This window comes from Actinomadura darangshiensis (assembly GCF_004349235.1).
Classification (GTDB): domain Bacteria; phylum Actinomycetota; class Actinomycetes; order Streptosporangiales; family Streptosporangiaceae; genus Spirillospora; species Spirillospora darangshiensis.
Window position 1 is genome coordinate 1 of the sequence record NZ_SMKY01000076.1, and the last position, 23,064, is coordinate 23,064.

The following is a 23,064-nucleotide window of genomic DNA, read 5'->3' on the forward strand; positions in this document are numbered from 1 at the left end:
GCCCCGGAATCCCCCTGGCGCCCCCGCTGAACGCGGGCTACGCCGAGGCGTCGCGGACCGCCTCCGCCATCGTGGCGTCGCCCTCCGCGAGGTAGCCCTCGACCACGCCGGCGCGGTCGGCCTCCGGACGGTTCTGGCTCATCTTCGCCTTCGCCTCGATCCGGGTGATCAGCAGTTCGAGGCCCACGATCGCGCGGAGCTGGCCGGCGATGAACGCGGGCGGAGCGTCGTCCACGGACCATCCGGGATCCCGGTCGCCCTCGTGGCGGCCGGTGAGGCGGCGCACCATCGACTCGACCCAGGCCGGATCGTCATGGACGACGAGATGCCCGTAGACGTGCGCGGTCAGGTAGTTCCACGTCGGTACCACGCGCCCGTGCTCGGCCTTGGACGCGTACCAGGACGGCGACACGTACGCGTCCGGCCCGTGCACGATGAGCAGCGACTCTCCGGCGGCGGGCTCGCGCCACTGGTCGTTGTTGCGCGCCACATGCGCCAGCATCGCGCCGTGCTCGCCCACCGAGGCGTTATACAGGACGGGCAGGAACGTCGTGATCAGGCCCTGCGGCGTGCTGGTGACGAGGTCGGCCGCGCCGCATCCGGCCAGGAGCGCCCTGACCTCGGCGTCGTCCGCGGAAAAATGCGCCGGAACGTACATGGACGCGACGGTACCCGAGGGCGCTGTCGGTGCCGCATGCGAAGGTGGAGTGGTGAGCGCCGATGAGGAGCGTGACGGGGTTCGGCTGACGAACCTCGACCAACCCCTGTTCGAGGGGGCGGACGCGACGAAACGCGATCTGGTCGACTACCTGGACGCCGTCGCCGGCCGCATCGTCCCCCGGCTCGCCGGGCGGCCGCTGTCGGTCAAGCGCGTGCTGCGCGGCCAGAAGCCGTTCATGCAGAAAAATACGCCCAAGTACACGCCGTCCTGGGTGCGGACGGTCACGGTGTGGGCGGAGACGTCCCAGCGCGAGGTCTCCTACGCGCTGTGCGACGACCGCCGCACGCTGCTGTGGTTCGCGAACCAGCGCGCCGTCGAGTACCACCCGCCACTCGTGCTCGCCGACGCGTGGGACAGGCCCACCGACCTGGTCATCGACATCGACCCGCCCGACCCGGACGCGTTCGGTGTCGCCGTCGCCGCCGCGCACGTCGTCCGGCAGGCGATGGACGACTCGGGCCTGCGCGGCGCGGTCAAGACGAGCGGCGCCAAGGGCGTGCACGTGTTCGTGCCCCTGGACGGCGAGGCGCCCATCGTGGACGTCGCCGCCGCCACCCGCGCCCTGGCCGTTCGCGCCGAGCTGCTCGACCCCGGCTTGGCGACGACGGCGTTCATCCGGGAGGACCGCGGCGGCAAGGTGTTCCTCGACTCGACGCGCGCCGGCGGCGCGACCGTCGTCGCCGCCTACAGCCCGCGGATCCGTCCCGGTACGCCGGTCTCGTTCCCCGTGCCGTGGGACGACCTCGACGATGTCGCGCCGTCCGACTTCACCGTGAAGACCGCCGCCGCCCTCGTGGCCGACCGCGACCCGTGGGCCGACCTCATGCCGGAGCCGCAGTCCCTGCCCGCCGATCTGGTCGAGCAGGGGCACACGATCCCGATCGCCCGGGTCCAGGCGATGCACGAAGGCAAACGCCGGGCCCGGGCGCGCCGGAACACCTGAAATCCGCCGCCGGCGGGAACTCAGGAATTGAGGTCGACGGGCAGCGTCCGGTGGCCGTTGGAGATGAACGACTCGACCGGACGCAGTTCGGCCGGGTCGACCGCGAGCGCCATATCGGGGAAACGGCTGAAAAGCGCAGGCAGCGACACCTCGGCCTCCATCCGCGCGAGATGCGAACCCACGCAGAAGTGCACGCCGTGCCCGAAGGAGATGTGCTCCTTGTTCGCGCGGGTGAGGTCGAACAGGTCGGCGTCGTCGCCGTGCAGGGAGAGGTCGCGCCCCGCCGCCGCGTAGGCCGCGAGGATCGCCTCGCCCTTGCCGATCGTGACGCCGTCGACGTCGATGTCCTCGACCGCGTAGCGCAGCGGCAGGTTCGCGACGGGCGCCTGCCAGCGCAGCGACTCCTCGATCACCTCGCTCCACGGCACCTCGCCCGACCGGACGAGGGCGCGCTGCCGCGGATGCGTCAGCAGCGCCGTGATCGCCTGGTCGAGCAGGTTCACCGTCGTCTCGTGGCCGGCGGAGATCATCAGGATGAGCGTGTCGACGAGCTCGGTCTCGCTCAGCCGCGAGCCGTCCTCGTCGGTGGAGGCGATGAGGACGCCGGCCAGGTCGTCGGCGGGCTCGCGGCGCCGGAACGCGACGAACTCCTGGAGGATGCCGTACATCTCGACCTGGTTGGAGATCGCCTCCTCGGGCGTGAGCGCCGTGTTGAAGATGCCGTCGACGCAGCGCCGCAGCGCCGGCCGGGTCTCGTCCGGGACGCCGAACAGCCGGCAGATCACCTCGATCGGCAGCGGGTAGGCGAACGCCTCGCGCAGGTCGGCGCGCCCGCCGGGGGAGGCGGCGAGCCCGTCGACGAGGTCGCGGGTGATCTGCTCGACGTCCGGGCGGAGCGCCTCGGTGCGGCGCGGGGTGAACGCGCGCGAGATGATGGTGCGGAGCCGCCGGTGGTCGTCGCCGTAGGCGGTGAACATGTTCCGCACCGAGACCCACAGGCGCAGCGGCCAGTCCTCGGCGATCTCACCGTTGATGTACTTCGTCCAGTGCAGGTTCGGGTTCTTGGACACCCGCGGGTCGGCCAATAGCCGCTTGAGCTGCTCCTGGCCGGTCACCGCCCAGGCCGCGACGCCGCCGGGGAGTTCCACGGGCGCCACCGGGCCGCGTTCCCGCAGTTTCGCGGCCTCTCCCTGAACGTCGCTGCCGAACGGGTCGATGACGTGCGGATTCTCCATTGAGAACCTTTCCGAGATCGCGTTGGAGTCGCCGCGCGAGGCGGCTTCTGAATGAGCGGACGCTGCCAACGTACGGTGCGTCGCGCCACTCTGCCAGAGCACTCCGGCGACTGACTCGCCTACTCCTTTTCGGCCTTTCCTTAAATGGCGGCGCGGAAATCCTCTGGGCGGGTCTCGGGGTGCCGCGGGTCGGCGAACCGGCCCGGCACGTCCGCGTCGGCGCCAGCTGCGGCGGGCTCGCCCCAGCCGTGACCGGGCGACACCACGTTGTCGGGTGCGGCCTCGGGCGGGGCGCCGTACTCGGGCGGGGCGCCGTACAAGTAGGAGCCGAGCCCGATCAGCAGGCGCTGCACGTCCGTCTGCGGCCGGACGACGAGCCGCAGGAACTGGCTCGTCGAACCGAGCTTGTTGCCGCACTCCCGCACGAACACTCCGTGGTGGGCGATCAGGTGGTCGCGGAGCCCGACGCCGTCCTTGCCGTCCGGCAGCTTGACCATGAGGAAGTTGCCCTGCGACGGGAACACCTTCAGCCCCGGCAGCGACGCGAGCTGCTGCGCCATCAGCATCCGGTCGCGCGACAGCAGCCGCAGGCTCTCCCGGTACTCGGCGCCGTGCTCGCGCAGCAGGAACACCACGACCTCGGCGAAGGAGTTGAGGTTCCAGCGCGGCAGCGCGGCCCGGACGGTCTGCGCCAGCGCCGGGTTGGCGACCATGTACCCGAACCGGATGCCGTGCAGCCCGAAGTTCTTCCCGAGGCTCTTCAGCACGATCACGTTCGGGCGGATGCGGGCCTCGTCGGCGACGCTGGTGTGCGCCTCGGCGTCGACGAAGTCGAGGAACGACTCGTCCACGACGACCAGATCCAGGTCGATGAGGCAGTCCAGCAGCCGGACGATCTCCCGCCGCGGGACGTACCCGCCGTCGGGGTTGTTGGGGTTGCACACGACCGCCGTCCGCGACCCGCGCGCCCGGATGAAGTGCACGAACGCGTCCACGTCGAACTCGAACCCGCGCAGCTCGTGGAGCTGGAACATGTCGACCCGCTTGCCGGTCTCCAGCGGCTGGTCCGTCCAGCGGCCGAACGTCGGGATCGGCGTGGCGAGGCTCTCGCGCACCAGCAGGTGGTCGATCCAGGTGATCAGCTCCGTCGACCCGTTGCCCATCACGACCGTCTGCGGGTTGTGCCCGAGCGTCGCGCACAGCTCGGCGGTGATCGTGTCGGCGTCGCTCGGGTAGTACTTCAGGATGTGCTCCAGCGAGCCCGCCAGCTGGGAGAACATCGCCGGCGTCGGGAAGTACGGGTTGCACGGGATGCAGAAGTCGACCAGGTCCTGCCGCCCTGACGACGCCCGCTGGAGGGCGAAGAAGGACGGGCTGTGCGCGTTCTTGCGCAGCAGCCCCGGATCTATCGGGTCCGATGGCACGCAAGAGGGTACGCGCCCCTCCGGGCGGCGGTTCAGCGGCGTCCGGCGTCGGCTTCGAGGAGCTTGCGCAGCTGCCCGGTCGCGTCCGGTTCCAGGGTGTCGAAGCGCTCCCGGTAGAGGGCGGTGGACGCCGGCGCGGGCCAGCCGTCCGGGAGGTGCTCGGCGGGCAGCCCGGGGTCGGTGCGCAGCAGCTGCAGCCAGTCGGCGCCGAGGAGGGTCAGCCGGGTGAGCGGACGGTCGTGCCGCTCGCGGTCCGGCGTCCAGGTCGCGAGGAACGCCTCGTGCTCGGCGCGGATCGCCTCGACGTCCCACGCCCGGTGCAGCAGCCGCGGCACGTCGGTGCCCTCCACCGGCAGGGAGTAGAACCCGTCGGCCAGCTCCGCCAGCCCGGCGAACTCCGGCCCGGCGAAGATCGCGGCGATGTCGGCCCGGCCGGGCGCGATCCACAGCCCGTCCCGCAGCCCGCCGAAGCCCGCCCAGCTGAGCCGCGCGCGGATCTGGTGGCGCAGGTCGCGGCGGCTCTCCGGCATGGAGTAGCTGAGCAGCGTCCACTCGCCGCCCGGGTGGGTGAACGGCTTCGGCGACCGGACCCGCGGCGTGGCCTCGCGGAGCAGGTCCTCCGCCCAGGGGCTGAGCGAGAACCGGGCGGTGCGGCCCTCCCGGGTGCGGTCGAGCAGGCCCTTGCGGGTCATCCGCGCGAGCGTGGCGCGGCCCGCCGCCTCCGCCACCCCGAGGTCGTCCAGCAGGTGCAGGAAGACCCGCGAGCTGATCGGCGGGTGGCCGCGGTCGAGGACGAGCGATCCGAGGAAGCTGAACAGCAGCTGCTGCGGCGCCCGCCGGCGCGGCCGGGCGCCGGGGGACGCGTCCTGCTCGGCGGTCATTCCCGTCCCTCCTGTTCGTCCGGTGGCCATCACAGCATGCCTCGCCGCCGGCACGCGGCTCAGCTTATTCGATCAAATATTGACGCACGACACTGTGACATCTAACTTCTGAGGGACGATCGACCGGGAGAGGGTGGCAATGGAGCTGAACGGGAAGGTGGCGGTGGTCACCGGCGCCGGGCGCGGCCTCGGCCTCGCCTACGCCGCGGAACTCGCCCGCGCGGGCGCGGCCGTCGTGGTCAACGACGTGGACGCCGCGACGGCCCGGGCCGCGGCGAAGCAGATCACCGACGCGGGCGGCCGGGCCGTCCCGCACGCCGCCGCCGTCGGCCCGTCCGAGACGGCCGAGGCCCTGGTCGGGCGGGCCGTGGACGAGTTCGGCCGGCTCGACGTGATGGTGACCAACGCCGGCGTCCTGCGCGACCGCGTGCTGTGGAAGATGACCGACGACGACTTCGACACCGTCGTCCAGGTCCATCTGAAGGGCACCTTCACCTGCGCCCGCGCCGCCGCCGTCCGGTTCCGCCAGCAGGGCGAGGGCGGCCGGCTCATCCTGGTCGGCTCCCCGGCCGGGCAGCGCGGCAACTTCGGGCAGACGAACTACTCGGCGGCCAAGGCCGGGATCGTCGGCTTCGTCCGCACCTGGGCGATGGAGCTGGCCCGCGCGAACGTCACCGTGAACGCGATCGTCCCGGTCGCGGCGACCGCGATGACCGAGACGATCCCCGCGCTCGCCCCGTACGCCGAGGCGATGCGGGAGGGACGCGAGATGCCGCCGTTCGCCCGCCGCGCCCTCGCGTTCGGCACGCCCGAGGACGCCGCCGGGCTCGTCGCGTTCCTCGCGTCCGACGCCGCGTCCGGCATCACCGGGCAGGCCGTCGGCGTCGGCGGCGACCGGCTCTCGATCTGGAGCCACCCGACGCAGGCGGTCGCCGCCTACCGGGACGGCGGCTGGGGCGCGGACGACATCGCCGGCGCCTGGCCCACGATCTTCGCCGAGCACGAGCAGGGCGTGGGGGAGAACCTCCCGGAGGCGTCCCGATGAGCGGCCTCGACCTGGACGCACTGGAGGCCATCGACGTCCACGTGCACGTCGAGACCGACCTCCACGGCCACCTCTCCCTCCCAGGCGACTACCTCGAAGCGTCCGCGGAGTACTTCGGCGGCGAGCACCACACGCCCGATGTCCACGAGATCGCGGCGTACTACCGCGAGCGCCGCACGGCCGCCGTGGTGTTCACCGTCGACATCGAGAACGCCACCGGGCATCCCGCGCTGTCCAACGAGGAGATCGCGGACGCCGCCGCCGAGCACCCCGACGTGCTCGTCCCGTTCGCCAGCATCGACCCCGCGAAGGGACGCGCCGGCGCCCGGACGCTCCGCCGCCTGATCGAGGAGCGCGGCGTCCGCGGCATCAAGTTCCATCCGTCCCTGCAGGGCTTCGCGCCGAACGACCGCAGCGCCTACCCGCTGCTGGAGGTCGCGGCCGAGCACGGCGTCCCGGCGCTGTTCCACACCGGGCAGACCGGGATCGGCGCGGGCATGCCGGGCGGCGGCGGCATCCGGCTCGGCCTGTCGAACCCGATGCTGCTGGACGACGTCGCCGTCGACCTCCCCGAACTGACGATCATCATGGCGCACCCGTCGTTCCCCTGGCAGGACGAGGCCCTCGCCGTCGCCACGCACAAGCCGAACGTCTACATCGACCTGTCCGGCTGGTCGCCGAAGTACTTCCCGCCGCAGCTCGTCCGGTACGCCAACAGCCTGCTCCAGGACAAGGTGCTGTTCGGCTCCGACTACCCGGTCATCAGCCCGGACCGCTGGCGGGACGACTTCGCCAAGCTGGAGATCAAACCGCACGTTCGCCCCAAGATCCTCAAGGACAACGCGATCCGGGCCCTCGGCCTCGGCAAGGGGGAGAAGGCATGAGCACGACAGTCGCGTTCGAGGACCTGAAGAGCCTGGCCGGCGGGTCGCTCGGCACCAGTCGCTGGCTGGAGGTGGACCAGGCCCGGATCAACACCTTCGCCGACGCCACCGACGACCACCAGTGGATCCACGTCGACCCCGAACGCGCGAAGGACGGCCCGTTCGGCGGCCCGATCGCGCACGGGTACCTGACGCTGTCGCTGGTCATCCCGCTCTGGACCGAACTCCTCGACGTCACCGGCGTCACGACCAAGGTGAACTACGGGCTGAACAAGGTGCGCTTCCCGGCCCCCGTCCCGTCCGGCTCCCGTATCCGCCTCACGGGAACCCTGACCGACGTTTCAGACGTATCCGGCGGCCTGCAGCTGACAGCCGACCTGACGGTGGAGATAGAGAACGCCCCCAAACCGGCCTGCGCCCTCCAAGCCCTCTTCCGCTTCTACCCCTGACTTCTCAACGGTCTGGGTCGTGGTCGGTCGGTTCGGTCAGGTGTCCGTATGATGGACAGCCGACGCCGGCGGATGGGGGACGATCGATGCCACGGGAAGGGACCGGACCGGACTTCATCGAGGCGCTGGCCCGGGGCCTCGACGTCATCACCGCCTTCGAGGCGCGCCGGCCGGTCATGACGCTGGCGCAGGTCGCGGAGGCCACCGGACTGGCCCGCCCGACCGCCCGCCGCATCCTGCTCACCCTCCGGGAACTCGGGTACGTGCGCGCGGACGACGGCGGCTACGCCCTCACCCCGCGCGTCCTCGGCCTCGGCGTCGCCTACGTCCGCTCGCTGGGCCTGTGGGACGTCGCGCGCCCCCACATGGAACGGCTGGTCGCCCGGACGAACGAGTCGTGCTCGATCGCGCAGCTCGACGGGTCCGACATCGTCTACGTGGCCCGGGTCGCCGTCCCGAAGATCGTGGCGCTGGCGGTGCAGATCGGCACGCGGTTCCCGGCGCTGCAGACCTCGCTCGGCAAGGTGCAGCTCGCCGCGCTCGACTCCGCCGACGTCGACCGGATCCTCGCCGAGCCGACCCGCTCCGGCCTGGAGCCCCGCGTCCACCTCTCCAGGGAGGAGCGGGACGCGGAGCTGCGCGAGGTCCGGGCGCGCGGCTGGGCGCTGACCGACGAGCAGCTCGCGCGCGGCATCCGCTCGGTGGCGGCGCCCCTGCGGGACGGCTCCGGCAAGGTCGTTGCGGGCATCAACGTGAACACGCACGCCGCCGAGACGCCCGTCGAGCAGCTGCTGGAGGAGCACCTCCCGATGCTCCTGCACACGGCGGGGGAGATCAGCGCCGACTTCGCGCGGCTGGAGACCGTCCCGCAGGTCACCGCGGGGTGAGGACGATCCGTCCCGCCGCCGACCCTTCCGCCTGACGCCGCCACGCCGCCGCCGCGTCCTTCAGCGGGACCGTCTCATGCGCGACGCTCAGCTTCCCGGACGCGGCCTGCCCGGCCACGAACGCGATCGAGGACGCCCGCTGCTCAGGCGTCAGCTCGTTGTTGGTGTAGCCGAGCAGCCGCAGCGACTTGCCGCGGATGACCGACGACTCGATCGGGCACGTCTCGTCCGCCGAGCCACCGAGGTTGACGAGCCGGCCGCCGGGACGCAGCGTCCGCGCCGCTGCCGCCGCCGGAGCGCCGAACAGCGGATCGAGGACCAGGTCGACCGGCCCGTCGGCGGCATCGGCGAACCGCCGCGCCAGCTCGGCCGCGTCGCCGGTGCCGAGCGCGACGACCGCGTCCGCCCCGGCCCGCCCGGCCCGTTCGCGGGCGCCCGCCGAACGCGCCGCGGCGATGACCCGCCGCGCGCCCGCCGTCCGGGCGAGCTGGACGGCGGCCTGGCCGACGACGCCGCCCGCGCCCAGCACCACGACCTGCTCACCGGCGGCCAGCCCGCCGCGCCAGGTCAGCGCCATGTGCGCGGCGACGGCCGACAGCCCGAGCGCGGCCAGCAGGACGGGATCGACGCCGTCCGGCAGCCCGACCAGCTCCGCCTCCGGGACGGCCGCGGCCTCCGCCATGCTCCCGTCGCCCGGCGCCATCCCGGCCGGGGTCGGGAACCAGACCGTCCGTCCCTCGTACGTCCCGACCCCCTGGACGCCCGGCACATACGGCATCGCCGGCGTCCCGAAGTAGGACGTCCCGGTCGCGCACAGCAGGTCGAGCGGTGTGATCGGCGCGGCGAGGACGTCCACGAGCACCTCGCCGCCCCCGGCCACGGGCGGCTTCCGGTCGTCCACCACGGGCGGACGTCCCGGCTCCCTGATCTCGGCGGCTCGCATCGGCTCAGGTCGCGATGTCGGGGTAGGGGAGTGTGACGTGCGAGACGCGCCGCGCGTACTCCAGCTGGAACCCGAGCGGTTCGTCGTGGTCGCGCTCGAACATCGCGATGAACAGCGTCAGCGTCAGGAACGGGTGCGCGCCCAGCTCGAACAGCTTCGGGTAGTCGTGCCCGGCGAGCGCGGCCCGCTCGTCGTCGTCGAACCGCAGCCAGGTGGACGACTCGCCGCCGTGGCAGTTGATGATGCGGTTGGCCTGCTCCTCCTCCCACCACGCCACCGTCGCCACCGGCTCGTCCCGGTAGCGTTCGACGAGGCCGGGGTCGCGGTCGACGGTGTAGAGGAACTTGTTCAGCAGGTACTTGCTCACTGGCCGGCTCCGTTCGGGTACCAGGTGAAGTAGGCCTCCATGGTGTGGAACAGGTCGTAGGTGTCGACGTAGTCGGCTTTGCGGCCCTCGCCCGCGACGCCCATCATCAGCATGAAGTCCATGAAGCCGTGGGTGGCGTTACCGGGCGCGTGCAGGCTGTCGAGGGTCACCTCGGCGAGGCAGCCCTCGATGTCGCCGGACGAGATCCACTCCACGGCCTTCGCGTCGAATTCGGGGTCGGGCCCGTGCGGGCCGAACTGGCGCGGACCGCCCAGCTCCAGCGACAGGTGCCCGGTGCCGATGACCGCGACCCGCTGGTTCCCCGGCCACGACTCGACCAGCTCCCGGATCGTCCGCCCCAGCTGGACGAACCGTTTCGGCCGCGGCAGCGGCGGCGCGAAGATGTTGGTGTAGACGGGGACGATCGGCAGGTCGTTCTGCGGCCGCAGCGTGATGATCGGGCACGTGATCGAGTGGTCGATGCGCAGCTCGTTGGAGAACGCCAGGTCGAAACCGGCGTCCAGGCCTTCGCGCAGCAGGTAGGCCGACAGGTCCTCCTGCCCCCTCATCTGCATCCTGGGCAGGCCGAACTCGCGTTCCTCGTTGTACCAGTTCGCGTCGTAGAACGGCGCCTTGCCGATGAGGAACTGCGGCATGTTGTCCAGCCACAGCTGGTGGAAGTGGTCGGAGCCGACCATCACCAGGACGTCCGGCCGGGCCTTCGTCAGCGTCTCGCGGAACGCCTCGACCTTGCGGACCCACTCGTCCGCGAAGTCGGGGCGGTCCTCGCCGGCCGACGTGCTCGCGCGGTAGTAGAAGGGGTGGTGGGTCGAAGCGATCACAGCGACCAGTTCAGCCATGACGGTCTCCGGGGGAGTAGGGGTCGGGGGCGACGGACCGGTTGTTCAGGTCGACCGACAGGAAGATCTCGTTGCCGACGGGCCGGCGCAGCTCCTCGGCGAGCTGGCCGATCAGCCCGGCGGTGCGGGCGAGCAGCGCGAACCCGCGCAGCAGCTCCAGCGGCAGCCCGAGGTCGGCGAGCGCGGCGCCGCACACCCCGGCGCCGTTCAGCGGCAGCGTCTTGCCGAGCACCCCGGGATGGACGCGGCCGATCGCGGCGAACAGCGACAGGTGCGGCCCGAACAGGCCCTCCTCGGTCGCGATCTCCATCAGCCGCGGGGTGCGCGGGTCGCCGTCCTTGTGCACGTGGTGGCCGAGGCCCGGCACGAACCGCCTGGCGTCCCTCTCGGCCTGGACGGTCGCCAGCGCCAGCGCGTCCCAACCCGCGTCGTCGGAGGGGAGCTCGTCGGCCGCGGCGAGGACGTCGTGCAGGAAGCGGCCCGTGTCCTCGGTGACGCCGAGGAAGCGGGAGCCGCCGCCGAGCAGCCCGGCGGCGAGGGCGCCCTGCACCGAGTCGGGCGCCGACAGGTACGTCAGCCGGGTGACGATCGCGGTCGGGGTGAAGCCGTGGTCGGCGAGCGCGGCGAGGACGGCCTCGAACACGCGCGTTTCGCCCGGCGCGGGCCGCCGCTGCGCCGCCAGCCAGAACGCCAGCTCCCCGAACCCGACCTCCCCCATCACGTCCTCGGCCAGGTCGTGTCCCAGCAGCGTGATCGTCTCGCGGCTGGACGCGCCCAGCGCGGTCGGGTACTCGCGAGGCTCAACCACGGTCGTCCTCCTGCGGCTCGGACAGCCATTCACGCAGCTCGGCACCGTGCTCGTCCAGTTCCGGCGGCGGCAGCCGGTACGTCGCCGGCGTCTCGGAGAAGCGGATCGGGTGCCGCGTCGTCGGGACGGCGTGCTCGCCCTCGCCGACCACCACGACCGGGTCCAGCTCGAACCGCTCCGCCATCGCGAATCCGCCGTCGATGGTGTTGATCGGGCCGCTCGGCACGCCCGCGTCCACCAGCAGCTCGAACCACTCGACCGCGCCGCGCGCCTTCAGCCGCTCCACCAGGATCGGGCGCAGCTCCGCCCGGTTGGCCGTCCGGTCGGCGTTGGTCGCGAAGCGTGGATCGTCCGGGACGTCCGGGATGTCGAGGACCACGCACAGCTTGCGGAACTGCCCGTCGTTCGCCGCCGTCACGATCAGGTCGTTGTCGGCGGTCGGCAGCGGCTCGTAGGGGAACACGCTCGGGTGCGCGTTGCCCATCCGGTACGGGACGGTGCCGCCGGCGACGTAGGCGGAGCTGTGGTTGACGAGCCCGGTCAGCGCGGACGACAGCAGGTTCACCTCGACGTGCTGGCCCGCGCCGGTCGCGTCCCGGTGCCGCAGCGCGGCCAGGATGCCGATCGCCGCGTGGTTGCCCGCCATCACGTCGAACACCGAGATGCCCGCCCGGTAGGCAGGGCCGTCCGGGTCGCCGGTCAGGCTCATCAGCCCGGAGATCGCCTGCACCATCAGGTCGTACCCGGGGACGTGCCGTCCCGCACCCGCCCCGAACCCGGTGATCGAGCTGTACACGATGCCCGGGTTCGCGGCCCGCACCGCGTCGTAGTCGAGCCCGAACCTGGCGAGGCCGCCCGGCTTGAAGTTCTCGATCAGGACGTCCGCGCGGCGGGCCAGCTCGCGGCCGGCCGCCGCGTCGCCTTCGTTCCGCAGGTCCAGCGCGATCGACCGCTTGCCCCGGTTGACGCCGAGGTAGTAGGTCGCGGCGTCGCCGCGCGCGGGCGGCGTCCACGACCGGGTGTCGTCGCCCTTCGGGCCCTCCACCTTCACCACGTCGGCGCCCAGGTCGGCCAGCAGCATCGTCGCGTAGGGCCCGGCGAGGATCCGGGAGAAGTCCGCCACCAGCACCCCGGACAGCGGCCCCTCGCGCGCGATGTCGTCCGTCATCCGGCTCCCTTGCTCGTCCGTTGGACGGACAGTCGTCCGTCACTACGATTCTGGCATGCCCATATCCAGGGCGGTCAAGTGGTTGACACTTTGACTACCGCTGGCAAGAGTGGCCGGATACAGGTTTGACCGTAGAGCGGACAGGCGTCCGTACTGCTTCCGGCGGTCGTGTCCCGAGGACGAGGAGTGCAAGCGATGAGCGAGTTCGAGCCGGGCCGTCCCCTGGTGCTGCGCGGCGGGACCGTGCTGCCGATGACCGACGGGCGCGAGGTCCTGGACCGCGCCGACGTCCTCATCGAGGGCGACCGGATCACCGCGGTCGGCCCGGACCTGCCGGTGCCGGACGGCACCGCCGAGATCGACGCGTCCGGCGGCATCGTCATGCCCGGGATGATCGACACCCACCGGCACATGTGGCAGACCGCGATGCGCGGCTACGGTGCCGACTGGACGCTGACCCAGTACTTCGTCTGGTACTACCTGGAGCACGGCAAGCGGTTCCGGCCCGACGACGTCCACGCCGGGAACGTCCTCGCCGCACTGGAGGCCATCGACGCGGGCGTCACCACGGTCGTCGACTGGTCGCACGGCCTGCAGACCCTCGACCACGCCGACGCCGCCGTCGACGCGCTGCGCTCGGTGCCCGGACGGTTCGTCCTCGCCTACGGCAACATCCAGGCGCCGCCCGCCGAGTGGACCGGGACGCAGGAGTTCCGCGACTTCGCCGGCAAGCTCATCGGCGGCGACATGCTCGGCTTCCAGATCGCGTTCGACGTGGTCGGCGACCCGTCCTTCCCGGAGAAGCCCGCGTTCGAGGTCGCCCGCGACCTCGGCGTCCCCGTCACCACCCACGCCGGGGTGTGGGGCGCGACCAGCGACGAGGGCATCAAGCAGATGCACGACCACGGCTTCATGACGCCCGAGACGGTGTACGTGCACGCGGCGTCCCTGTCCGCCGACTCCTACCACCGCATCGCCGCCACCGGCGGCTCCATCTCCGTCTCCACCGAGAGCGAGCAGAGCGCCGGCCAGGGCTACCCGCCCACCTGGGTGCTCCGCACGCACGACATCCCGGTGTCGCTGTCGATGGACACGAGCGTCTGGTGGAGCGGCGACCTGTTCTCCGCCATGCGGACCACGCTCGGCGCCGACCGCTGCCGCATGCACCTGGAGGCGCACAACCAGGGCGACACGGTCACGCATTGCAGCCTGCGCGCCGACCAGGTCGTCGAGTGGGCCACCCGCGGCGGCGCCCGGACGCTCGGCCGCGACGACCTCGGCAGCCTCGAACCCGGCAAGAAGGCCGATGTCGTCCTGATCAAGAACGACGACTCGCCGGTGTCGTTCCCCGTCCTCAACCCCTACGGGCACGTCGCGTTCCAGGCGCAGCGCGGGGACGTCCACACCGTCGTCGTGGACGGGCGCGTCGTGAAGCACGACCACCGCCTGGTCGGCGCCGACCTCGCCGCCGCCCGCCGCGAGATCGAGGCCACGGTCGAGTACCTGCGCTCGTCGATGGGCGAGGAGGCGTGGGTGGCGGGCATGCACCCGGAGGTCCCCGAGGCGAAGGTCCTCGACAATCCCTACACCTACACCGATTACCGCAGCGCCTCCACGCACACCCGCTGACCGCCGAACCGGGGCCGGATGTCGTAAAGTCGACATTTACTTGACGCTTCTCAACAATTCTGAATAGTTTCGAGCATGGACCTGTTCGCCTCGCCGAGGACGCTCGCCGAGCGGCGCGCGGACGGCTCGATCGTCCTCGCGTCCGCACTGCCGCTCGGCCCGTACGCCGCGAGCATGGCCGGCCTGTTCCGCGGCGCCGCGGGCGCGCATCCGGACCGGGTCCTCGTCGCCGACCGCGACGGCGAGGACTGGCGGCGCGTCACCTACGGCGAGGCGCGGCGCCTGGTGGACGGCCTCGCCCAGGCGCTCCTCGACCACGGCGCGTCCGGCCGCCCGGTGATGATCCTGTCCGGCAACTCGGTCGAGCACCTGCTGCTGACGCTGGCCTGCTACACGATCGGCTCGCCCGCCGTCCCGGTGAGCACCGCGTACTCGCTGCTCGACCCCGACCACGTGAAGCTCCGCGACATGGCGGCGCTCACGAGGCCGGCCGTGGTCTTCGCCGACGACGCGGACGCCTACGCCTCCGCCTTGGACGTCGCCGGCGGAACGTCCCTCGCCGGCCGCGACGCCTTCCAGGAGTGGGCCCGGACCGCACCCGCCGAGGTGGACGAGCACTACGCCCGCGTGGGCGAGGACACGATCGCGAAGATCCTCTTCACCTCGGGCTCGACCGGCCGCCCCAAGGGCGTGCTCAACACGCACCGGATGCTGTGCGCCAACCAGCGGATGCTCCGCCGGATCTGGCCGTTCCTCGCCGAGGAGCCGCCCGTCCTGCTCGACTGGCTGCCGTGGAGCCACACGTTCGGCGGCAACCACAACGCGGGCCTCGCCATCGCCAACGGCGGCAGCCTCTACGTCGACGACGGACGGCCCGGACCCGACCTGGTGAGGCGCACCGTCCGCAACCTCGCCGACGTCCGCCCGACCGTGTACTTCAACGTGCCCGCCGGGTACGCCTCACTCCTGCCGCACCTGGAGGCCGACGCCGAGTTCGCCGCCGCGTTCTTCTCCCGGATGCGCTACGTCTTCTTCGCGGCCGCCGCGCTCCCGCAGCAGGTGTGGGACGGCATCGCCAAGGTCGCCGCGTCCGCCGGCTCGCCGGCGCCGATGACGACGTCGTGGGGCGCGACCGAGACGGCCCCGGGCGCGACCTCGGCGTACTTCGCCTCCGGCCGCAGCGACTGCATCGGCGTGCCGCTCCCCGGCGTCTCGATCAAGCTGGCGCCGGTCGGGCCCAAACTGGAGATACGCGTGAAGGGGCCGTCCGTCACGCCCGGCTACCTCGACGACCCGGAGCGGACCTGGGAGGCGTTCGACGAGGAGGGCTACTACCGCACCGGCGACGCCGTCCGGATGGTGGACGACGCCGACCCCGACAAGGGCCTGGTGTTCGACGGCCGCATCAGCGAGGACTTCAAGCTGGCGAGCGGCACGTGGGTCAGCGTCGGCACGCTCCGCTCCGCGCTGCTCGGCGCCTGCGGCGGCCTCGTCACCGACGCGGTGCTGACCGGCCACGACAGCGCGGCCATCGGCGCGATGGTCTGGCTGAACCCGGCGAGGGCCGCGGCCTGCGCGGACGTCCGCGCGGCGCTGGGCGAGGCGCTGCGCCGGCTCAACGGCGGCGCGACCGGCGCGTCCCGCCGGATCGTCCGGCTGCTCGTCCTGGACGACCCCGCGTCGCTGGCGCACGGCGAGATCACCGACAAGGGCTACGTCAACCAGCGCGCCGTCCTCGACCACCGCGCCCACCTGGTCGAACTCCTGCAGGCCGAACCCGTCTCACCCGAGGTCGTCCTCCCGGCGTAGCCGGGCGGCGCGCCCGGCGCCGCGCCGCCCGGACCGCGTCAGGCCGCGCCCGCGCGCCGGCCGGAGGCCGAGGCGAGGCCGGGCGGGGCGGCGGCGAGCGCCTGCCGGATGGCCTCGACGAGCGCCAGCGCGGACTCCTCGGTCAGCTCGACCGCGACCCGCGCGGACGGCCCGTCGCCCGGGTTGGTGAAGTCGATGTTCACCGTGTGCTCGTGGCAGGCGTGGTACGGGTGGTCGACGTACACGGCGCCGTCGGTCAGGGTGAACCAGCCGTTCGCGCCCTTCGCCGCGCCGTCCAGCTCCACCTTCACCGTCTGGTACGTGCACATGTGCGGCTCCTCTCAGGCGTTCAGGTGGCGGCCGTAGAAGGCGAAGATCTTCTCCCAGCCGTCCTTGGCGGCGGCGGGCCGGAACGCGGGCCGCTCGACGGCGAAGAACGCGTGCCCGGCCTCGGGGTAGGTGTGGAACTCGTGCTCCTTGCCGAGCCGGGTCAGCTCCGCGTCCAGTTCGGCCACCTCGTCGGGCGCGGGGAACCGGTCCTCCTCGCCGAACAGGCCGAGCAGCGGGCAGGACAGGTTCGGCGCCTTGGCGACGATCGACCCGGCCATCGTCGGGTACTCCTCCGGCGGGTCCTTCACCACGAACGCGCCGTAGCAGTCGACGGCCGCGTCGATGTCCAGCTCGCAGGCGGCGAGGAACGCCTGCCGGCCGCCGGAGCAGTGGCCGATCACGCCGATCCTGCCGTTGGCGTGGTCGAGGGAGCTCAGGTGGGCGGCGGCTCCGGCGACGTCGCCGACGAGCTGCTCGTCCGGCACGCCGCCCTTGGCGCGGGCGGCGGCGGCCTGGTCGTCCGGGCTGACGCCGGCGCCTTCGCGCGAGTACAGGTTCGGGGCGATGGCCGCGTACCCGTGGGCCGCGAACGTCCGGACGAACTCCTTGGTGCCGGGGTCGTAGCCGGGCATGTGGTGGATCACCACCACGCCGCCGCGCGGGGCGTCCCCCAGCGGCCGCGCCAGGTACGCCTCAAGCTCGGCGTCCCCGTGCCCGGTGACGGCGACGGTTCCGGCCCATATCGCATCGCTCATGACTGTCAGTGCTCCAATCTGCGCGGGGTCGCGCAGGCCGTGCCGGCACGGCCGCGCGGATCTTGACAGTCTCTCGCATACCCCGCGGGGTCAGGCGTCCAGCGTGCCGGCGGACAGGAGGCCGAACAGCAGCAGGCCGATGACCACGCGGTAGATCACGAAGGACGTGAAGGTGTGCCGCGCCACGAACCTGAGCAGCCAGGCGATGGACGCGTAGGCGACGACGAACGACACCAGCGTGCCGACGACCAGGGGCATCGCGCCGGCGCCCGAGTCCAGCGCGCTCGGCAGCTCGTAGATGCCGGCGCCGGTCAGCGCGGGGATGCCCATGAAGAACGACAGCCGGGTCGCGGCCACGCGGTCGAGGCCCAGCAGGAGGCCGGTGGACATCGTCGCGCCCGAGCGGGAGAAGCCGGGGAACAGCATCGCCAGGATCTGGGACGAGCCGATCAGCATCGCGTCGGTGAGCGAGGTGTCGTCCTCGCCCCGCTTGTGCGTGCCGTACCGGTCGGCGAGCCACATCACGACGCTGCCGCCGATCAGCGACCCGGCCACCACCCACAGCGACGCGAGCGGCCCCTCGATGAGGTCCTTCGCGGCGACCCCGACGATCACGACCGGGACGGTGGCGAAGATGACCCACCAGCCGAACTTGTAGTCGTGGTGGTAGCGCTCGGACGGCTTGGCGATGCCCCGCCCCCACGCCGTCACGATCCGGACGATGTCGGAGAAGAAGTACACCAGCACGGCGGCGATCGCGCCGACCTGGATGACCGCGGTGAACCCGACGACGGACGTGTCGTCCACCGGGATGTCCATCAGGCCCTCGGTGATCTTCAGATGCCCGGTCGAGGACACCGGGAGGAACTCGGTCAGGCCCTCCACGATCCCGAGGACGATCGCCTGCCCGACATTGATCACGCTCAACGACCCGGTTTCCTCTCGACCTGCGTCCCGTCCGCGGCGAGCCTACTCCCGGGCCGCGACCGGGTCCCGCGACGCGCGAGATAACTTCACCCGCTGTTAACCGGAACGCCGGCCGCCGGACGTCAGCCCCAGACGTCCTCGGCGGTCTCGGCGATGAGGCGCAGCTTCGCGGCCTGCTGCTCGGCGGTCAGGACGTTGCCCTCGACGGTGGAGGAGAACCCGCACTGCGGCGACAGGCAGATCTGCTCCAGCGGGACGAACCGGGACGCCTCGTCGATGCGGCGCTTCAGGTCGTCCTTGGACTCCAGCTCGCCGCGCTTGGTGGTGACCAGGCCGAGCACGACCATCTTGCCGGGCGGGACGAACCGCAGCGGCTCGAAGCCGCCCGACCGCGCGTCGTCGAACTCCAGGAAGAAGCCGTCCACGTCCAGCTCGCCGAACAGGGCCTCGGCGACGAAGTCGTAGCCGCCCTCGGCCGTCCAGGACGAGCGGAAGTTGCCCCGGCACATGTGGGTGGTGACGTTCATGCCCTCGGGGCGCCCGCCGATCGCGGCGTTGATCTGCCGGATGTAGCGCAGGTGCAGGTGCTCGGCGTCGTCGCCGCGCTCGGTGATCATGGCGCGCTGCGCGGGGTCGTTGAGGTAGGCGAGGCTGGTGTCGTCCAGCTGCAGGTACCGGCAGCCCATCGCGCCGAGCCGGCGCACCTGCTCGGCGTAGGCCGCGGCCAGGTCGTGCCAGAACTCCTCGATGTCGGGGTAGACCGCCGGGTCGATCGCCGCGGGGCCGCCCCGGTAGTGGACCATGTTCGGCGACGGGATCGTCAGCTTCGGGGTGACGCCGTCCTCGACCGCGTCCCGCAGGAACGCGAAGTGGTCGGCGAAGATCGTGTCGTCCAGCCGGACCTTGTCGTGGACGCGCAGCGCCGCGGTGGTGAACTCGATGTCCCCGGTCGCGCTGTGGAACTGAACCTTGATCTTCTCGTCGGCCGAGTCGATCCCGCCCAGCCGGTAGATGAAGTCCATGTGCCAGGACGTGCGGCGGAACTCCCCGTCGGTCGCCGACCGGAGCCCGGCCTCGCGCTGCATCCGCACGACGTCGCGGATGGCGGCGTCCTCGGCCGCGGCGAGCGCGGCCGCGTCGATGCGGCCCTGGGCGTGGTCCTCCCGCGCCGCCAGCAGGGCGGGCGGACGCAGCAGGCTGCCGACGTGGTCGGCGCGGAACGGCGGCGCCGTCCTTACGGTCGTTCCCTCGGGCACGGCTCGCTCCCTTCACGAGGCGGGGACTTCGCCCTGCCAATCTAGGCACTATCACGACGGCGATCAATGACCTGCCCAAGATGGTCGGTGACCTCCCCCAACAGGCCCCTGGGCCGTCGAACCGAAATGGCCGCGGCGTGGTCGCGGGACATGATTGGATCATCGCCATGCAGATGGTGGAGCGTCCGTGGGGCGTGGCCGCGTACGGTGCGGCCAGCGAGAAGGCGATGCCGGATCTGGTGCGGGCCAGGTTCAAGGTGATCCGGGTGGAGCAGACCCCGTCGGACGCCTTCGCGTCCGCCAGTGATGCGGTGCAGGCGGTGCGGCGGACGCTGCGCGAGCACGGCATCGCGGACGCCGCCGTGGAGCGGTCGCGGCTGGGCCTCAAGAGCTCCTGGAGCTACGGGGGCTCGGAGCGCAAGTTCATCGGCTACGAGTGCCAGGCGGCGTTCTCGGTCGAGTCCGGCGACCTCGACGACGTCCAGCCGCTGCTGGTGGACCTGGTGGCCGCCGGGGCGAACGAGATCGAGGACGTCGGGTTCGACGTGACCGGCAAGGGCGAGATGCGCGCCGAGGCCCGCCGCAAGGCCGTGGCGGCGGCCCGGCGCAAGGCCGAGCTCTACGCGGAGGCCGCCGGGGTCCGCCTCGGGGCCGTCGTCCACATCGACGACGTGGATCCGGAAGGGACCGCCTTCGAGCGCTACCGCGGGCACGGCTCGGGCGGCGCGGCGTCGGCCCAGGACTTGGCTCCCGGGCACGTCGTGGTCTCGGCCGCGGTCATCCTCGGATTCTCGATCGCCCGGGACTGAGACCCTCGGTCACGAGCCGGCGATGTCCAGGGCGGCGACCGCTGCCAGGTCGCGCCAGGCGTCGTTGGGGCGCAGGGTCTCGTCCGGGTCGCCGTTGAAGGGGTCGAGGAGGACGGTGTCGGCGCCGAGGAGGCGGAGCTGCTCCAGGTCGTCCGCCACCTGGTCGAGGGTGCCCTCGCCGGCGCGGCGGTCCGGGCCGGTCACGGGTGCGGGCGTCAGCCGGAGGAGGATGCGGGGCTGGAAGGCCGGGACCGGACGGCCGTGCTCGTCCGCGACTGCGTTCAGGCGTTCCAGGGCGTCGCGGAGCCAGGGGAGGGTGAAGCGGAGCGGATGCCAGGCGTCGCCGAGGCGGACGGCCCGGCGGAGCGCGGCGTCGCTGTTCCCGCCGATCCAGAAGGGGATCCGGTCGGCGCGGTAGTCGGCGGTGTGCTCCCACGCGGCGCGGATCGTCTGCAGGTACTCGTCGGTGATGGCGCCGCGCCGCTCGAACGGGACGCCGAGCGCCGCGAACTCCTCGCGGGCCCAGCCGACGCCGGTGCCGAGGACGAGCCGTCCGCCGCTGAGGTCGTCGAGGTTGGCGGCCATGCGGGCGACGAGCAGCGGGTTCCGGTACGGGACGATCAGCACGGTGGTGCCGAGCCGCACCCGCTCGGTGACGCCGGCCAGCCAGGCGAGCGTCGTGAACGGCTCGTAGAACGGCGCCGGATACTGCTCGCCGACGTCGGGCGTGATCACGACATGGTCGGAGACCATCAGCAGGTCGAAGCCGAGGCCCTCGACCGTCCGGGCCCACTGCCGCAGGATGCCCGGGCCGGTGCCGGGGCCGAAGTTGGGGACGTTGACACCGAGGCGCATCGTCCCACGCTATCCGGACGCCCGGGTCAGGGACGGGGCCAGGGGTGGCCCGCCAGGCGCTCGATGTCGGTGTTGAAGCGCTGGAGGAAGGCGGCGAAGGCCGCGACCTCGTCCGCCGTCCAGCCGGACATGATCTTGTCGATGCCGGCCGTGATCTGCCCGCGCTCGGCGTCGAGGCGGCGCTCGCCCTCGCCGGTGATGCGGAACTTGCGGGCGATGCCGCCCGCGGGGTCGGGGATGCGCTCCACCAGGCCGTCGCGCAGCATCGCCGACGTCTGCCGGTTGAGGGTCGAGGGGTCCAGGTCGAACGCCTCGCTGAGCTGCCGGATCGACATCGGGCCCTCGATGCGGATGCGGCTGAGCAGGATGTAGGCGCTGCGCTCCAGCAGCCCGCCCTCGCGCCGGGAGCGGCGCGTCGCCAGGCTGTGCCGCCCGAGCAGCATGGTCTCGTACTCGATCAGATCGGTGGGCTTGCCTCGTTGCACGCCACCATGCCTACCACAGTGATATGCGCCATACACAAGTTGTGTGCCCACCACATCGTATGTATGGTGCACAAGTTCGCTGGTTCGACCTCAGTTCGACCTCAGAAGGGACCTCACGTGGCCGAGTCCGGGCCCGCCGCCAGCCCCGGCGGCACCGTCCACCCCGGCGGCATCGTCGGCGTGCTCGCCGTGGGCGGCATCGTCGCCGCGTTCATGCAGACGCTCGTCGTGCCGCTGATCGCGCAGCTGCCCCGGCTGCTCGACACGACGGCGTCCAACGCGACCTGGGTGGTCACCGCCACGCTGCTGGCCTCCGCGGTCGCCATGCCGATGATCGGACGGCTCGGCGACCTGTTCGGCAAGCGCCGGATGCTGCTGGCCTGCATGGTGCCGCTCATCGCCGGGTCGGTGGTCTGCGCGCTGTCCAGCTCGCTGATCCCGATGGTCGTCGGGCGCGGCATGCAGGGCGTCGGCATGGGCATGATCCCGCTCGGCATCAGCGCGCTGCGCGACCTGCTGCCGCCCGAGAAGCTCGGATCCTCGATCGCGCTGCTCAGCTCGTCCATGGGCATCGGCGGGGCGTTCGGGCTCCCGCTCGCCGCGGTCATCGCGGAGAACACCAGCTGGCGGGTGCTGTTCTGGGGCTCGGCGGCGCTCAGCGCCCTGGTCGCCGTGCTGATCTTCTTTCTGGTGCCGGCCACGCCCGTCCAGGCCAGGGGCCGCTTCGACGCCGTCGGCGCGGTCGGCCTCGGCGCGGGGCTGGTGTGCCTGCTGCTGGGCGTCTCGAAGGGCGCCGACTGGGGCTGGGCGAGCGGCACGACCATCGGGCTCTTCGCCGCCACCGTCGTCGTCCTGCTGGCGTGGGGCTGGTGGGAGCTGCGCATCCGCGACCCGCTGGTCGACCTGCGCGTCACCGCGCGGCCCCAGGTGCTGCTCACCAACGCCGCCTCGGTCGTGGTCGGCTTCTCGATGTACGCCCAGGCGCTGATCGTGCCGCAGCTGCTCCAGCTCCCGGAGGCGACCGGGTACGGGCTCGGGCAGTCGATGGTGGCCGCGGGCCTGTGGATGGTCCCGTCCGGGCTGGTGATGATGGCGGTGTCACCGCTGGGCGCCCGGCTGTCGGCCGCCCGCGGCCCGAAGGTGACGCTGGCCGCCGGCAGCCTGGTGATCGCGATCGGGTACGGGTCGTCCACGGTGCTGCTGGGCGCCGCCTGGGGCCTGATGATCGTCACCGCGATCTGCGGCATGGGCGTCGGCCTCGCCTACGGCGCGATGCCCGCCCTGATCATGGGCGCCGTCCCGCAGTCGGAGACGGCGTCGGCGAACAGCTTCAACACGCTGATGCGCTCGGTCGGCACCTCGGTGTCGGCGGCCGTGGTCGGGGTCGTGCTGTCGCAGCTGACCATCGACCTCAGCGGGCACGTGCTGCCGTCCGAGAACGGCTTCCGGGCCGGCCTGCTGATCGGCTCCGGGGTGGCGCTGCTCGCCGCGATCATCGCGCTGACCATCCCGGGACGGGGACGTGCCGTGCGTCCGGCGGCGAAGCACGCCGCGCCCGCCGGCGAGCAGGCCACCTTCAAGGCCTGACGCCGCT

At 72.1% G+C, this 23,064-nt stretch carries 24 protein-coding genes; 9 read left to right on the forward strand and 15 right to left on the reverse strand.

The features are described 5' to 3' along the window. Positions 1-37: 37 nt before the first annotated feature. On the reverse strand, positions 38-658 hold the full coding sequence (locus E1293_RS18340) for an FMN-binding negative transcriptional regulator (RefSeq protein WP_132198639.1): 621 nt from the start codon (positions 656-658) through the stop codon (positions 38-40). Positions 659-710: 52 nt separating this feature from the next. Between E1293_RS18340 and E1293_RS18345 the strand changes: the two genes are divergently transcribed. Beyond that, complete coding sequence (locus tag E1293_RS18345) at positions 711-1,664, forward strand: DNA polymerase domain-containing protein (RefSeq protein WP_132198640.1); 954 nt, start codon at positions 711-713, stop codon at positions 1,662-1,664. Positions 1,665-1,684: 20 nt separating this feature from the next. On the opposite strand, the gene E1293_RS18350 is transcribed toward E1293_RS18345, so the two are convergent. The 3 genes from E1293_RS18350 to E1293_RS18360 all read right to left on the reverse strand — a co-directional run bounded on the left by E1293_RS18350 (position 1,685) and on the right by E1293_RS18360 (position 5,204). Further along, entirely contained in the window at positions 1,685-2,899 is a 1,215-nt protein-coding gene (locus E1293_RS18350) for a cytochrome P450 family protein (protein ID WP_132198641.1), read from the reverse strand. A 140-nt stretch (positions 2,900-3,039) separates the two neighbouring features. After that, positions 3,040-4,323 carry a pyridoxal phosphate-dependent aminotransferase gene (locus E1293_RS18355; protein ID WP_132198642.1) on the reverse strand — a complete coding sequence of 428 codons (1,284 nt, stop codon included), beginning with the start codon at positions 4,321-4,323 and terminating at the stop codon, positions 3,040-3,042. A gap of 32 nt (positions 4,324-4,355) precedes the next feature. Continuing rightward, positions 4,356-5,204 (reverse strand): PaaX family transcriptional regulator, encoded by an 849-nt coding sequence (locus E1293_RS18360; RefSeq protein WP_132198643.1) that lies wholly within the window; start codon positions 5,202-5,204, stop codon positions 4,356-4,358. Between the two features lie 139 nt (positions 5,205-5,343). On the opposite strand from E1293_RS18360, the gene E1293_RS18365 reads away from it, so the two are divergent. The 4 genes from E1293_RS18365 to E1293_RS18380 all read left to right on the forward strand — a co-directional run bounded on the left by E1293_RS18365 (position 5,344) and on the right by E1293_RS18380 (position 8,469). Further along, complete coding sequence (locus tag E1293_RS18365) at positions 5,344-6,249, forward strand: SDR family NAD(P)-dependent oxidoreductase (RefSeq protein WP_132198644.1); 906 nt, start codon at positions 5,344-5,346, stop codon at positions 6,247-6,249. Next, positions 6,246-7,133 (forward strand): amidohydrolase family protein, encoded by an 888-nt coding sequence (locus E1293_RS18370; protein ID WP_132198645.1) that lies wholly within the window; start codon positions 6,246-6,248, stop codon positions 7,131-7,133. Before E1293_RS18365 ends, E1293_RS18370 begins: the two co-directional genes overlap by 4 nt. After that, positions 7,130-7,582 (forward strand): MaoC family dehydratase, encoded by a 453-nt coding sequence (locus E1293_RS18375; protein ID WP_132198646.1) that lies wholly within the window; start codon positions 7,130-7,132, stop codon positions 7,580-7,582. Before E1293_RS18370 ends, E1293_RS18375 begins: the two co-directional genes overlap by 4 nt. Before the next feature lie 86 nt (positions 7,583-7,668). Beyond that, on the forward strand, positions 7,669-8,469 hold the full coding sequence (locus E1293_RS18380; RefSeq protein WP_132198647.1) for an IclR family transcriptional regulator domain-containing protein: 801 nt from the start codon (positions 7,669-7,671) through the stop codon (positions 8,467-8,469). Here the strand turns inward: E1293_RS18380 and E1293_RS18385 are convergent. The 5 genes from E1293_RS18385 to E1293_RS18405 are packed head-to-tail and all read right to left on the reverse strand — an operon-like array spanning position 8,456 to position 12,615. Then, on the reverse strand, positions 8,456-9,412 hold the full coding sequence (locus E1293_RS18385; RefSeq protein WP_132198648.1) for a quinone oxidoreductase family protein: 957 nt from the start codon (positions 9,410-9,412) through the stop codon (positions 8,456-8,458). The genes E1293_RS18380 and E1293_RS18385 overlap by 14 nt on opposite strands. A 4-nt stretch (positions 9,413-9,416) precedes the next feature. Continuing rightward, positions 9,417-9,779 carry a hypothetical protein gene (locus tag E1293_RS18390; protein WP_132198649.1) on the reverse strand — a complete coding sequence of 121 codons (363 nt, stop codon included), beginning with the start codon at positions 9,777-9,779 and terminating at the stop codon, positions 9,417-9,419. Continuing rightward, on the reverse strand, positions 9,776-10,639 hold the full coding sequence (locus E1293_RS18395) for a DODA-type extradiol aromatic ring-opening family dioxygenase (RefSeq protein WP_132198650.1): 864 nt from the start codon (positions 10,637-10,639) through the stop codon (positions 9,776-9,778). Before E1293_RS18395 ends, E1293_RS18390 begins: the two co-directional genes overlap by 4 nt. After that, positions 10,632-11,447, reverse strand: coding sequence for a citryl-CoA lyase (locus tag E1293_RS18400; protein ID WP_132198651.1), 816 nt, complete (start codon positions 11,445-11,447; stop codon positions 10,632-10,634). The genes E1293_RS18395 and E1293_RS18400 overlap by 8 nt, the downstream gene beginning before the upstream one ends. Then, positions 11,440-12,615 carry a CaiB/BaiF CoA transferase family protein gene (locus E1293_RS18405; RefSeq protein WP_132198652.1) on the reverse strand — a complete coding sequence of 392 codons (1,176 nt, stop codon included), beginning with the start codon at positions 12,613-12,615 and terminating at the stop codon, positions 11,440-11,442. Before E1293_RS18405 ends, E1293_RS18400 begins: the two co-directional genes overlap by 8 nt. 195 nt (positions 12,616-12,810) lie before the next feature. Here E1293_RS18405 and E1293_RS18410 point away from each other — a divergent pair, with 195 nt between their 5' ends. Together E1293_RS18410 and E1293_RS18415 are read left to right on the forward strand one after the other, a co-directional pair. After that, positions 12,811-14,244, forward strand: a complete 1,434-nt coding sequence (locus E1293_RS18410; protein WP_132198653.1) for an amidohydrolase family protein — start codon at positions 12,811-12,813, stop codon at positions 14,242-14,244. Between the two features lie 75 nt (positions 14,245-14,319). Further along, a complete protein-coding gene (locus E1293_RS18415) occupies positions 14,320-16,053 on the forward strand; it encodes a feruloyl-CoA synthase (RefSeq protein ID WP_132198654.1) in 1,734 nt (577 codons plus the stop codon). Between the two features lie 38 nt (positions 16,054-16,091). Here the strand turns inward: E1293_RS18415 and E1293_RS18420 are convergent, their stop codons facing one another. From E1293_RS18420 to E1293_RS18435, 4 genes are all read right to left on the reverse strand, one after another. Continuing rightward, on the reverse strand, positions 16,092-16,382 hold the full coding sequence (locus tag E1293_RS18420) for a DUF6295 family protein (protein ID WP_132198655.1): 291 nt from the start codon (positions 16,380-16,382) through the stop codon (positions 16,092-16,094). Between the two features lie 12 nt (positions 16,383-16,394). Beyond that, on the reverse strand, positions 16,395-17,138 hold the full coding sequence (locus tag E1293_RS18425) for a dienelactone hydrolase family protein (RefSeq protein WP_132198656.1): 744 nt from the start codon (positions 17,136-17,138) through the stop codon (positions 16,395-16,397). Between the two features lie 90 nt (positions 17,139-17,228). Then, entirely contained in the window at positions 17,229-18,059 is an 831-nt protein-coding gene (locus E1293_RS18430; RefSeq protein WP_243716314.1) for an undecaprenyl-diphosphate phosphatase, read from the reverse strand. Positions 18,060-18,187: 128 nt separating this feature from the next. Further along, on the reverse strand, positions 18,188-19,321 hold the full coding sequence (locus E1293_RS18435; protein ID WP_132198658.1) for a 5-methyltetrahydropteroyltriglutamate--homocysteine S-methyltransferase: 1,134 nt from the start codon (positions 19,319-19,321) through the stop codon (positions 18,188-18,190). A gap of 167 nt (positions 19,322-19,488) precedes the next feature. On the opposite strand from E1293_RS18435, the gene E1293_RS18440 reads away from it, so the two are divergent. Continuing rightward, the gene (locus E1293_RS18440) at positions 19,489-20,130 is read left to right on the forward strand and encodes an SIMPL domain-containing protein (protein ID WP_132198659.1); all 642 of its coding nucleotides are present in this window, start codon (positions 19,489-19,491) and stop codon (positions 20,128-20,130) included. A gap of 9 nt (positions 20,131-20,139) precedes the next feature. Here the strand turns inward: E1293_RS18440 and E1293_RS18445 are convergent, their stop codons facing one another. Beyond that, positions 20,140-20,985 carry an LLM class flavin-dependent oxidoreductase gene (locus E1293_RS18445; protein ID WP_132198660.1) on the reverse strand — a complete coding sequence of 282 codons (846 nt, stop codon included), beginning with the start codon at positions 20,983-20,985 and terminating at the stop codon, positions 20,140-20,142. Between the two features lie 26 nt (positions 20,986-21,011). After that, entirely contained in the window at positions 21,012-21,470 is a 459-nt protein-coding gene (locus E1293_RS18450) for a MarR family winged helix-turn-helix transcriptional regulator (RefSeq protein ID WP_243716312.1), read from the reverse strand. A gap of 117 nt (positions 21,471-21,587) precedes the next feature. Between E1293_RS18450 and E1293_RS18455 the strand changes: the two genes are divergently transcribed. Continuing rightward, a complete protein-coding gene (locus E1293_RS18455) occupies positions 21,588-23,057 on the forward strand; it encodes an MFS transporter (RefSeq protein WP_243716313.1) in 1,470 nt (489 codons plus the stop codon). Positions 23,058-23,064 lie beyond the last annotated feature (7 nt).